The organism is Shewanella sp. 10N.286.52.E4, from assembly GCF_041468785.1.
GTDB classification, from domain to species: Bacteria; Pseudomonadota; Gammaproteobacteria; order Enterobacterales; family Shewanellaceae; genus Shewanella; species Shewanella electrodiphila.
This window is the reverse complement of the sequence record NZ_JBFRJJ010000023.1, coordinates 15,345-28,437: the sequence shown is the minus strand read 5'-3', so window position 1 is coordinate 28,437 and position 13,093 is coordinate 15,345. Positions and strand designations below refer to the sequence as shown.

Annotated in this window: 8 protein-coding genes; 5 read left to right on the top strand and 3 right to left on the bottom strand. The window is 39.6% G+C overall.

All coding sequences use genetic code 11. From position 1 onward, the window contains the following. Positions 1 to 50: 50 nt before the first annotated feature. A complete protein-coding gene (locus AB4153_RS13600) occupies positions 51 to 2,789 on the bottom strand; it encodes a TonB-dependent receptor (RefSeq protein ID WP_303514431.1) in 2,739 nt (912 codons plus the stop codon). Positions 2,790 to 3,289: 500 nt separating this feature from the next. On the opposite strand from AB4153_RS13600, the gene AB4153_RS13595 reads away from it, so the two are divergent. The 4 genes from AB4153_RS13595 to AB4153_RS13580 all read left to right on the top strand — a co-directional run bounded on the left by AB4153_RS13595 (position 3,290) and on the right by AB4153_RS13580 (position 10,298). Next, positions 3,290 to 4,918 (top strand): alpha-glucosidase family protein, encoded by a 1,629-nt coding sequence (locus AB4153_RS13595; protein WP_371997809.1) that lies wholly within the window; start codon positions 3,290 to 3,292, stop codon positions 4,916 to 4,918. Positions 4,919 to 5,030: 112 nt separating this feature from the next. Continuing rightward, positions 5,031 to 6,296 carry a sugar MFS transporter gene (locus tag AB4153_RS13590; RefSeq protein WP_371997807.1) on the top strand — a complete coding sequence of 422 codons (1,266 nt, stop codon included), beginning with the start codon at positions 5,031 to 5,033 and terminating at the stop codon, positions 6,294 to 6,296. 183 nt (positions 6,297 to 6,479) lie between these two features. Further along, positions 6,480 to 7,697, top strand: a complete 1,218-nt coding sequence (locus AB4153_RS13585) for an RsmB/NOP family class I SAM-dependent RNA methyltransferase (protein ID WP_371997806.1) — start codon at positions 6,480 to 6,482, stop codon at positions 7,695 to 7,697. Positions 7,698 to 8,045: 348 nt separating this feature from the next. Then, positions 8,046 to 10,298 carry an EAL domain-containing protein gene (locus AB4153_RS13580; RefSeq protein WP_371997804.1) on the top strand — a complete coding sequence of 751 codons (2,253 nt, stop codon included), beginning with the start codon at positions 8,046 to 8,048 and terminating at the stop codon, positions 10,296 to 10,298. Positions 10,299 to 10,306: 8 nt separating this feature from the next. Here the strand turns inward: AB4153_RS13580 and AB4153_RS13575 are convergent, their stop codons facing one another. Then, on the bottom strand, positions 10,307 to 10,726 hold the full coding sequence (locus AB4153_RS13575; RefSeq protein WP_371997803.1) for a secondary thiamine-phosphate synthase enzyme YjbQ: 420 nt from the start codon (positions 10,724 to 10,726) through the stop codon (positions 10,307 to 10,309). Positions 10,727 to 11,177: 451 nt separating this feature from the next. Then, positions 11,178 to 12,293 (bottom strand): alanine dehydrogenase, encoded by a 1,116-nt coding sequence (ald, locus tag AB4153_RS13570; protein WP_371997802.1) that lies wholly within the window; start codon positions 12,291 to 12,293, stop codon positions 11,178 to 11,180. A 179-nt stretch (positions 12,294 to 12,472) separates the two neighbouring features. Here ald and lrp point away from each other — a divergent pair, with 179 nt between their 5' ends. Next, positions 12,473 to 12,979 carry a leucine-responsive transcriptional regulator Lrp gene (lrp, locus tag AB4153_RS13565; protein ID WP_055026025.1) on the top strand — a complete coding sequence of 169 codons (507 nt, stop codon included), beginning with the start codon at positions 12,473 to 12,475 and terminating at the stop codon, positions 12,977 to 12,979. The last annotated feature ends 114 nt before the right edge of the window (positions 12,980 to 13,093 follow it).

The following is a 13,093-nucleotide window of genomic DNA, read 5'->3' as shown; positions in this document are numbered from 1 at the left end:
TGCTATAAAAAAGCCCCTGTAAATACAGAGGCTTTTTATTATCTACTTCATTAGAACTTGTAGTTCGCACCTAACATATAGTTACGACCATAGTTTTGGTAATCACGAATTTCTCGAGCATCATCACCAAAGTAGGTTGTGAATGGTTCATTTGTTAAGTTATTAACTTGAAATTGAACAGAAAGACCTTCAAGAGTGGTAAATCCACCTTCACCAAAGTCATAACCAATTTGCGCATCTACAACCGTTTCAGCTGCAACATTTTGGTTTTCTCTACTTAAGCTAATTGCAGTAACTTCACCTAGGAAATCACTACGGTAACGAGAGCTCACTCGTGCTTCAAAGCCTGAGTTTTCATAGTAAACAGTTGCATTGAATGTTTTTTCTGAAAGACCTGGTAAAGCCGTTGGTTCACTATCTGCAGTTTCTTTAACTTCTGATTCATTGTAAGAACCATTTAGAATAGTACCGAAACCTTCTAAAACATCAGCGAACATACCAAAATCAAGAGATATTGATGCTTCAATACCCTGAACGTAACCACCTTCACCATTTTGAGGGGTAGTAAATTTACCTGCTTCTTGACCCGGTTCTACACCAGGCAGAATTTCGCTGAAATCAACAAATGCATCTTGATCATATACGAAGTTTTCTAAGTCTTTGTAATACACCGCTACCGAAAAATAGCCTTGATCACTGAAGTAGTTTTCATAGCTTAAATCGTATTGACGAGCCATCCAAGGACGAAGCTGAGGGTTACCTGCAGAACCAGTCCAGTATACGCCATCAGTCGGGTTTTCATTGTAAGAATAGTTTAAATTCGCATTCATTTTATCCATACGAGCACGACTTAATGTACGAGCTGCTGCAAAAACCAAACGTTGATCTTCAGCAACTTGAAGCGCGAGGTTGAAGCTTGGTAACCATTCTAGGTATGAGTCTTCACCATAACTTGGAGTTAAGGTAATTGAGTCATCATCCTGAACTGAAGCTGCGGTACCATTAGAGCTTTGCTCACTATCAACGGCTTGAACACCAAAATTACCTGTTAAAGGGAGTTCGCCTATTTCAGTTTCAAAGTCAGCTTTTACATAGAATGTATTGACTTTCTCTTCTATCTGCCATGAATTTACAGCACGGTCGACTTGTACTGTTGCAGCATCAAGCTCGTTGTAGTTGCCATCGTTATAAAATGCTAGTGCATCGTAAGACAACACATCTCCCATACCGAAAAACGCTAATGATGTTGGATCAAGTAAGTATTTTTCAGGTACTGTCATCATATAATCAGGAGCAGTATCTTTGTCATAACCTTTTAGAGTTAGGTAATAACCTTGATCATCTTTTGTCTTTTCACGTTGAGTTAAATTGACACCAAATTCAATGCTTCGCATGAAACCGTCATCAAAAGTATAAGTAGAACCTAAACGGAGTGATTTAAGCTCATCTTCAATTTCAGGTTTGTTGATAAAGCCATCTTGCATATTGCTATCTATACTACCAGGGCCCCAGCTGAATGCACCACCAAGTCTAACTAAGTTTGGATCTGAATAATCTAATGCCGGATTAAATGTGTAGCCACCTTCACCATTAAATTTAAAGCCCAAATCTTCAGTTGCACCATTTCCATTACCACGCCCCGTTCCTGCATAAGTCTCGATACCGATATCAGTACGTTCAACTTTTGACATTGCAATGTCAGCTTCTACGGTCCAGTTAGTATTGATGATGTATTCTGTATTCCAACCGATTGATAATGAATCAGCATCACGAGTGTTGGCATCGTTACGAATCAAAACGCCAGCATCACGGATAACACCTTCAGTAACAAGGCCATTTTCAGCCGTAATTGAGTCAGTACCTGAGTTAGCCCATCCGCCACCCCAAGCACCAGGGATTTCAATACCACGTAGGATTTGCTCATCGTAGAATTTTGTATAAAAAACATCTACAACAGATCGTAAATTATCATTCGGGACAAATTCAAAAACTGCCATGACGCCATCACGTTCAAGTTCACTTGAGCGAACGTATGGTTTTGCACCACCTAAAACTTTGTCTCCATTTGCGTCTTCAGGATAACCCCATGAGTTCCAGCGTTCTTCTTGGTTAGGCGACTGCATTCTAGAATAACCTAATGCAATACCAATGGTGTCATCAGCAAACTGATCAATATATGAAATACTGCCACGGTAACCTTTATCTTCAGAACCTGAATTCAAAGCTCCTAGATCATTGCTTTCTGCACGTAAGTTCATAGCGACTGTTCGCTCACCATGACGAAGAGGGCTAATTGTCTGCATATCTACAGTACCGCCAATGGCTTGTGACATTAGTGAAGCATCAGGCGTTTTATAAACAACTACTGTATCGAGTAATTCAGAAGGGTATTGGTCAAACTCAACACCACGGTTATCATTAATAGAAGCTTGTTCACGTCCATTTAATGTAGCCATCGTGAAATCAGGGCCTAAGCCACGGATTGAAACAACATTGGCACGACCATCAAGGCGTTGAGCTGCAATACCAGGAAGGCGAGCTAATGACTCTGCAATAGAAACATCGGGAAGTTTACCGATGTCTTCTGAAGATATTGCTTCAACTATTGATGAATTAGACATCTTTAGTGATTGTGACTTTTGCAAGCTACGGCGAATACCGGTGACTTTTAGTACTTCAATTGATTCATCTGCAGTAACAGTATCTTCTGCTTCAGCTGCGTAGCCGTACATGCTTGTACTGGCAGCAACCATTGCTAACGTCAGTAAGCTTGGTTTAAATAGCGACATCCATCTTTCCCCTTCTGAATGGCCAACAGCTCTTATAAGTAAGGTAGAGCTGTTAGATTTCTATTATTTATAATTACAGTCTTTATAGTATTTTTCTTCAGCTTGCTTAATTGACTGCATAAGCGCTGAGGTATATTTCCGTTTTGTTGCGGAACAGTGAAGATACTACTCCTAGCATTCTTTGCTCGACAACGTTATGCATACGTATTCAAAGATTGGATAGGCAAAAAAAGACCTTTTTTTTACTTTTAATTAACATTCGAAAGTCATGTTGTCGACTATTTAAGTGACTGAATTATAGCACTAAACCCTCTAGTGTGTATTTTTGAAAAATGTATTAATTCTTTGCATACGTATGCAGCTCTATTGAACCTCATTTCCATATTCACGTATCCTCGAGTCAATTAAATAATAACGACGGCCTGTTACTGGGTCGCAACAAAGAGTTAACTGTAGCAAGGTTGTTTTGTAGTTAATTCGCTTATTACAGAGGGTGTGCGATGAGTCAGTTATCATGGTGGCGTGGCGGAGTGATATATCAGGTATATCCACGAAGCTTAATGGATTCCAATGGAGATGGAGTAGGGGATCTACAAGGGATCATTACTAAACTTGATTACATTGCTAGTTTGAACGTCGATGCTATTTGGATTTCGCCATTCTTTAAATCACCAATGAAAGACTTTGGCTATGACATCAGTGATTACCTCGACGTTGATCCTATGTTTGGCACAATGAAAGACTTTGATGAACTTATTGCTAAAGCACATAAGCTGAATATTAAAGTTGTCATCGATCAGGTGTTAAGCCATACCTCTGACGAGCACGCTTGGTTTAAGCAAAGCAAATTAAGTCGTGATAACGATAAAGCAGATTGGTATGTATGGGCTGATCCACAAGAAGATGGTACAGCACCAAATAATTGGTTAGCCATATTTGGTGGCTGCGCTTGGGAGTGGGAGCCACGTCGTCAACAATACTATTTACACAACTTCTTAAAAAGCCAACCAGATTTAAATTTTCACAATCCTGATGTAAGGGCTGCGGTATTAGATAACGTTGAGTTCTGGCTGAAAAAGGGCGTCGATGGTTTTAGGTTAGATGCGATTACGTTCTGTTACCACGACGAACAGTTACGTGATAACCCAGCGAAACCAAAAGATCAGCGTCAAGGTCGTGGTTTTAGTGAAGATAATCCGTACGCTTACCAATATCACTATTTCAATAATACTCGACCACAAACCGTCGGTTTTATTGAAGATTTACGTGCCTTAATCAATAAATATCCTGGTGCTGTGACGTTAGGTGAAGTGTCATCTGAAGATTCTTTGGCGACGATGGCTGAATATACTCAAGGTGACGAACGCTTACATATGGCTTATAGCTTTGAATTATTAACTAACGATTTTAGCGCTGCTTATATACGTCAAACCGTAGAAGAGCTAGAAGCCAGCATTGGCGACGGCTGGCCATGTTGGGCTATTGGGAACCACGATGTACAGCGGGTTGCAACTCGTTGGGGCAAAGGTGAAACCAATTCAGATCTTGTTAAGATGCTAAATGGCTTACTGTGTTCATTACGTGGCAGTGTTTGCAGCTATCAAGGGGAAGAGCTGGGATTAACAGAAGCCCCGATTGAGTTTGAACAACTACAAGATCCATTCGGTATCGCCTTTTGGCCGATGTTCAAAGGACGTGATGGCTGTAGAACGCCTATTCCTTGGGTAAAAGATCATCTTCAAGCAGGCTTTAGCGAAGCTAACAAACCTTGGCTACCGATACCTGACGAACATAAAGCTTTATCGGTTGATGCTCAGGAAAATGATACTGATTCTACATTGAATGCCTATCGTCACTTTTTGGCATGGCGCAAACAATACCCAGCATTAGTGGCAGGCGACATTAAATTTATCGATACTGATGAGCCTGTTTTAGCTTTTACACGTCATTTTGAAACTCAAACTTTGTTAGTGGTGTTTAACCTGGCAAATACCACTAACCAGTTTGATGTTTCAAACCTTAATATTAAACAAGTTATTGATAATCATGGCTTAGCAAGCGCTGAACTCGTTAATGACAGTGTGCTAAATTTTGATGGGTTTAATAGCTTTTTTGCCATCATCGACTAAGTTGATATTACAGCAACCTTCGGGTTGCTGTTTTAGTTTATAAGCTTGACTCATTATTCAAGCCGATAACTCAGTATAAGTTTCTTAATACAATAACAAGAGTACCTAAATTATGGCCTCAACAATTTCAAGCGGAACCGCAACCGTCAGCCATTCAGGCGATGGGAAATATCGTTTTGCACTCGTATCGCTCACATCATTATTTTTTATGTGGGGTTTTATTACTTGCTTAAATGACATCCTTATTCCTCATTTAAAAGCAGTATTTTCGTTAAGTTATACCGAAGCAATGTTGATTCAATTTTGTTTCTTTGGTGCTTACTTTTTAGTGTCTCTCCCTGCTGGAAAACTCGTTAAAAAATTGGGTTATCAGCGCGGGATTGTCACAGGGCTTGTTATTGCTAGTTTTGGTTGCGCGTTGTTTTATCCTGCTGCTGATTTTGCTGTTTACGGATTGTTTTTAGGGGCACTATTTGTGCTGGCGTCGGGTATTACTATTTTACAAGTCGCTGCCAATCCATACGTTAATGCGCTGGGTAGTGAAGAAACGGCATCAAGCCGCCTTAATTTAACCCAGGCTTTTAATGCTTTAGGTACTACAGTTGCGCCATACTTTGGCGCAATCTTAATTCTGTCAGTTGCCACTGGCGCAGTGGGTGAATTAAGCCATGCACAAGCAGAAGCTGAAGTCGTTAAAATGCCGTACTTGTTTCTTGCTGCTACTTTAGCTGTGTTAGCCGTGATATTCGCGAAACTTAAACTGCCGGTGATTGAAGCGCATGTTGAACCAGATTCAACAGGTGAAGTGACTTATAAAGGCAAAAGCAGTGCACTACAAAGCACTCACTTAGTCTTGGGAGCTATCGGTATTTTTGTTTATGTTGGCGCAGAAGTATCAATTGGTAGTTTTTTAGTTAACTTTTTAGGCGAAGAGCATATTGTAGGACTTAAAGAAGCTGATGCTGCTAAATACATTACTTATTACTGGGGCGGAGCTATGATTGGACGCTTTATTGGCTCCGCTGTAATGCAAAAGATTTCTGCTGGTAAGGTGCTGGCTTTTAATGGCCTGATGGCGGCTGCATTAGTGTTAGTTGCAATGTACACCAGCGGTCAAGTAGCGATGTATGCGATTTTGGCAGTAGGTTTATTTAACTCGATTATGTTCCCAACGATTTTCAGTTTAGCATTAAGAGATCTTGGGCCTCATACTTCACAGGGCAGCGGTGTGCTTTGTCTTGCTATTGTTGGTGGTGCAATCATTCCTTTATTGCAAGGTGTGATGGCCGACAGTATGGGAATACAACCTGCATTTATTTTGCCAGTGGTTTGTTATGCATTCATTATATTTTATGGTGCTAAAGGCTCAAGAATCTAATCTTTAGACCCTATAATCATCTGTACTTATGCGAAAGCAGCCAGTTGGCTGCTTTTTGTTTTTAGTTTATTGGATTTTAGCGCTGATTTATAAGAATCTACACTTGCGCTAGCGTCCGTTAGCTCCTATGATCCAATCGCTTTTCTGTATTAACTTCTTTTTCTTTACTCTGTGAGATCCCCAATGCTGACTTTCCCACTTTCTGGCAGTTCATCTGAACTGGTAATTGATGTGCTAACCATGGTGTTAACTGATGGTAAACCATTAGACAGAGCATACTCTCACAACTTTTCTGGTATGCAATTTCCGCCTGCAGAACTTGCCCGTATCACTACAGTAACAGGTGATATTCTTCGTCGTTTGAATTTATATTGCTACTTAGTTGATATGAAAGCAGATGATATCGAAAGAATGGGGTCAAAGTTACTCAATGGATGGCATTTATTCCATAAACTTGAATTACCTAAGATGGAATATGCATTACAAGTTGATGCAGACGATTTTGCCGCGCGTATCGCAGAAGCTAAAACGCAGCCAGCATTATGGGACGGTTGTCCTGAGTGGTTAGATACTCTAGGTGCTGAGCAATTAGGTGATAAATGGCCAGCAGAAAGAGCAGCGTTAGCAGCAGTACCTAAACGTTATATCCGAGCTAATTCTTTAAAAGGGACTAGAGAAGAATTAAAGCAACGTTTAACCAAAGAATTAGTCGCAACAGCTGAAGTTGACGGGGTAGAAAGTGCCCTTGAAGTTCGCTCTGATTCTGCTTTATTTAAAACCAAAGCATTTAAAGAAGGTTACTTTGAGCAGCAAGACGCTGGCTCACAACTTGTCGCAGCCGCTGTTGATGCAAAACCGGGTATGCGAGTTGTAGATGCATGTGCAGGGGCAGGTGGTAAGACATTACATATTGCAGCGCAAATGAAAGGTAAAGGCCGTTTGTTAGCGATGGATGTTGAGCAGTGGAAACTCGACAATTTAAAGACTCGTGCTCGTAGAGCCGGTGCGCATAATGTTGAGACACGTATTATTGCCAGCAGTAAAACCATTAAACGCTTAAAACTTACCGCAGATCGAGTGCTACTTGATGTGCCTTGTTCTGGTCTTGGAGTGCTTAAACGTAATCCAGATTCAAAATGGCGTGACACGCCAGAACGCCTGCCGGTATTAATTGAGCTACAAAAAGATATTTTACAAAGCTACAGCCGTATGGTGAAAGTCGGTGGGATGCTTGTGTACGCAACTTGCTCGATTATGCCGGATGAAAACCGTAACCAAGTTGATGCATTTATAGCTGCAAATCCTCATTTTAAATTAATCGATGATGAAGAAATTTTGGTTTCAGAACATGGTTTTGATGGTTTTTATTTAGCCCGTATGGAACGTGTAAGCGAAGCCTAGCTTTTGAGTTAGTTGTTGTTGTTTGAATATTTCCAGTTATCTTGGAGTAAGTACTCAGTAAAATTCTAAAGAATTGTTTCAAATAAAATCTAACGATAAACACATCATTAAAAGCAGTATTGTCAGCAGACAATACTGCTTTTTTTATTTTTAGAGCATAAAAATAGCTAATTCTCATTCAAACTAGATTAATCAAATGTTTGCCCTTTTTACAAAGAGTACACTTGTTGGTCACTTGTAATGCTTTTGTTGATTTTATCTTTAAATATGCATAATCTTCATAATATATATGATGCAGTCAAACTGTCATAAACAGTTCGCACTAGGTTTTTAAATCGTAGGAGCTCTATGGATAGCGCGCAGTATAAAGTGAATGATTTTGTGAGTAGCGATGTTTTAACACATCGCTCTTCAAGCATTGAGCGTTATAGCACGATTTTATCTATGGTACTGGAAGGCTCACCACTTCGCGAAATACTCCATTCTTTAGTTTTATCCATTGAAGCACAAAAAATAGGTACCAAAGCCTCGGTTTTATTAATCAGTAATGATAAAAAGCGTTTACTTAATGGTGCAGCACCTAGTTTGCCAGAAGAGTACAACCAAGCTATTCATGGAGTTGAAATCGGCCCTGAGATTGGTTCATGTGGCGCAGCAGCTGCCACAGGTAAGCGGGTTATTGTTGAGGATATTGAAACCTCTCCTAATTGGGCAGCCTTTAAAGAATTACCCCTCAAAGCGGGACTAAAGGCCTGTTGGTCAGAGCCTATTATTGATTCAAATGGTGACGTTTTAGGAACGTTTGCCATGTATTATGATACTAAGAAATCTCCCTCAGCATTAGATCTCGAATTAATTCAAGAAGCGGCAAAGTTAGCCAGTTTATCAATAGAGCGTAGCCAGGCTTTACACTTACAACAACTAACAAGTCGAATATTTAGTAAGTTACCTATGGGCTTAGTGATCACAACAGATTCCCATTCCTTATTACTTGTAAATCCAATGTTCAAAACCATTACTCGAGATTTTACTGCGGACAAATCTGTTTTTGAGCCAGAAGTCTTTTTTGAAAGATCTGATGAAAAAGCATTAAGCTCGATGCTTAAAAATTTAACAAGAGGCAACACGTGGCAAGGGGAGTTGGTTGGTTATAAAAGAAATGGCCAAACATTTGATGCTGAAGTCACGGTGACGACGTTCAGAGATTATCATGGTGAGCAAAATTGTTTCTCTTGGTTAATAACAGATATAAGCGAACATAAAAGTGCAAATAAACTGATTCACTTTCAAGCTAATAATGATGCATTAACCAGCCTTGCTAACCGAAGATGTTTTTTAGATAAAATATATGATTATGTTTGGCAGCATGAACGCACAAAACAAAATAATATTGCTTGTAGTGTGCTGCTAATGGACATAGATAACTTTAAGTTAATTAACGACAGCTTAGGTCATGAAAATGGTGACTTTTTGCTTAAAGAAGTGTCAGACCGTTTAAGTTTAATTTCGCCATCCAATAGTATGCTAGCAAGAATCGCCGGTGATGAATTTGGTTTATTTATCCCAGGTCTAATCACCGATAATGAACTTATCGCACTCGCGAAACAGATTAACCAATCAGTTACGGAAGTTGTGATTATTGAGCAGCAGCAAATACATCCGTCGATGAGTATTGGTATTGCGCGTTACCCTGAAGACTCAACCATTGTTGAGTCACTGATTAATTTTGCTAGCCAAGCAATGTATGACGTTAAATTGAAAGGTCGTAACAGCTATCAATTCTTTAATAAAGAAATGCAAAAAAATGCTGAACGTACCGCTTACCTGCAAATGGAACTCAATAAAGCGTTAAACGAAGAAGCATTTGAACTGTATTTTCAGCCTATTGTTTCAGCCAAAACCTCGAAAATAGAAAAGGCTGAAATTCTATTACGCTGGCAATTAAATGGTGAGTTTATATCTCCTGAAGAGTTTATCCCAATCGCAGAGCAGTCAGGGCTGATTGTTCCTATTGGTAAATGGGTAAGACAGCAGGCATTAAAGATCATTGCAGAGTGCTGGCGACAGGGTGAACCGATTGCATTATCAGTAAATGTCTCTACTTGTGAATTTTTAACTGACGATTTGCAAAAACAGTTTCTCCGGTGTTTTGAAGAGTTCATGGACCAACAAACAGAATCTGACTTCCCATTATCATTGCTGACGCTTGAAATTACCGAGTCATTGATGATGGATCAGCACCAGAATATTGAGAGTCTATTGAATCAACTAAGAAGTTGCGGGATTAAAATTTCGGTAGATGATTTTGGTACTGGTTACTCATCGTTATCCTACCTTGCCAATTTTCCTGTGGATCAAATTAAGATTGATAAGGCTTTTATACAGAAAATTGAACAAGGACCCCGTCATAGGGCACTTGTTGAAGCGATTGCAAGCATGAGTAATGCATTAGAACTTGCGGTAACGGCGGAAGGGGTAGAGACCCAAGTACAATTGGATTTCGTAAAAAACAATAAAGTTGATGCTATACAAGGTTACTTTTTTTACAAACCTATGCCTCAGCGAGCATTCTTCGACTTGATTAGCCAGAATAATTCATGACTTAAGCACTACTCACCTTGAATTGTAATCACCATATGTCGCTGACCGCCATGATTACGATGCTCGCCAAGATAGATCCCTTGCCACATTCCTACCGCTAATTGACCATCACTAATTGGAATCGACAGCTCACAACCTAATAGGCTCGATTTTAAATGTGCAGGCATGTCATCACTACCTTCATAGGTGTGCACATAGTAAGGCTCATTTTCAGACGCAGTTTTATTAAAGTAAGACTCAAAATCTTGCCTAACACTGGGATCGGCATTTTCATTAATTGTGATAGACGCAGAGGTGTGTTGTAAGAACACGTGCATTAGCCCGATTGAAAAGTTCGATAATTCAGGGATCTGCTTTAATATTTCATCAGTCACTAAATGAAACCCACGTGGTTTAGCCGTTAAGGTTATTTGTTTTTGAAACCACATTTTCTTCTCTTTATTTCGTTAATTTAGGTTCAAATTGTAGAGATTTTTGGTGAAAACGCCAACAGTCAAAAACACTGCTATAAAAAATTTCAGCAGGATAAAACGCTATTGGCTGTTAAATTCAATTTTTTAGTCCCTTTTATTGACTTGCATTAGCTGAAAGCCTTGTTGTATATGGGTTGTGAGTGGTGTTGGGGAATTCGTGTCATTTTACGATGATTTTTTTCGAGGTATTAAAAAAGTCCAAATTGACTGTCTGATTGTAGTAAAAAACTCAGCACACAGGTGTAAGCTGTGTGTAAAGCGAACGATTGATACAAAGTGTTGCAATTGTTTGTGGTTGATTAATCTCAACTTTAGTTTAAAAGAAAAGAGGGTAGGCACAAAAAAACCGCTCTAAGAGCGGTTCTTAAACTAAAAATAGCGACGTTAATTAACGGCCTATTTAATATTAACCAAGCATAATTTTTGGTTCAGTAAACTTAAGCTCTAATGCTTCAGCCACTTCTTTACAGACTAGTTTACCGTGAATAACGTTAAGGCCATTCAGTAAGTGCTGGTCAGCAAGTAGTGCTTTTTTATAGCCTAAATTAGCAAGTTTAAGAATGTATGGCAGGGTTGCATTGTTCAGTGCAAACGTTGATGTACGGGCTACAGCGCCCGGCATGTTAGCCACACAATAGTGAACAACATCATCAACAATGTACGTCGGCTCTTGGTGTGTTGTAGCGTAAGATGTTTCAACACAACCACCTTGGTCGATAGCCACATCAACAATAGCACTGCCAGGTTTCATGCGTGAAATCATGTCACGCGTCACCAATTTAGGCGCAGCTGCGCCAGGGACTAATACACCGCCAATGACTAAGTCAGCATCAATGACATGACGTTCAATCGCATCTGCAGTTGAGTAAATTGCTTTAACTGACGAGCCAAATTGAACGTTTAAACGACGTAATGCATCAATGCTACGGTCAAGTACAACTACGTCTGCGCCCATGCCCACAGCCATTTGTGCAGCATTTGTACCTACCATGCCGCCGCCAATAATAACCACTTTGGCAGGTTCAACACCTGGCACACCGCCAAGCAACATACCACGACCACCTAGTGACTTTTCAAGGGCGCGAGCACCAGCTTGAATTGACATACGACCTGCCACTTCTGACATTGGTGCAAGTAGTGGTAAGCCACCACGATCATCAGTCACTGTTTCATAAGCGATACATACTGATTTACTTTTAATTAAGTCTTCAGTTTGTGGCATATCAGGGGCTAAATGCAGGTATGTAAATAGGATCTGATCTTCACGCAACATAGCGCGCTCAATGGCTTGAGGTTCTTTAACTTTTACAATCATGTCTGACTGAGCAAACACTTCTGCGGCAGTTTCTAGAATAGAAGCACCAGCGTCAATAAAATCTTGATTGGTAAAACCAATGCCAATACCAGCATCGGATTGTACGAATACATCATGACCTTTAATCGTTAGTTCTCTAACGCTTGAAGGAACCATACCTACGCGGTATTCGTGGTTTTTGATTTCAGTAGGGATACCAATAATCATTTTGTGCCTCTATTTAATCAGTTGTCGTTGTTGACAGTTCAATTGTTATTATAATCGTTCGCCTGAACGTGCTTATTTCAGGGAAGTCTAGTATAGTGCCCAAGACGCAGTTTATGCTGCTAAACTTTACACATTAAAAGATGAATATGTTGTTTTTGTGCTAAAGCAAGGTTAATAATATGGCAAATAATAAAAAAAATTCTGTAAAAGATTTAGATCGGATTGACCGTAATATCCTCAATGAACTTCAAGTTGATGGTCGCATATCAAACGTGGAGTTATCGAAACGAGTAGGGCTTAGTCCTACTCCTTGTTTAGAGCGAGTTAAGCGTCTTGAGAAACAAGGTTACATTAATGGCTACACTGCATTAGTTAACCCACATTATCTTGGTGCATCTTTACTTGTATTTGTGGAAATCACGTTAACACGCGATACGCCTGATATTTTTGAACGCTTCAACAAAGCGGTTCAATTACTCGATGATATTCAAGAATGTCATTTAGTATCTGGAGACTTTGATTATTTATTGAAGACTCGAGTATCTGATATGTCAGCATATCGTCGTTTATTAGGTGAGACACTACTTAAGTTGCCATCAGTTTCTGATACTCGTACTTATGTGGTCATGGAAGAAGTCAAACAAACTAATAAAGTCGCATTAAATTTATTAGCGGATAGCTACTAAACTTTCTGACCAATAAAAATAAAGGGCATTGCCCTTTATTTTTTTGTCCAAAATTTGTTCACACTTAAAAAATGTCACTTATCGGTGTAAAAGTAACCAAATGATTCATGGATA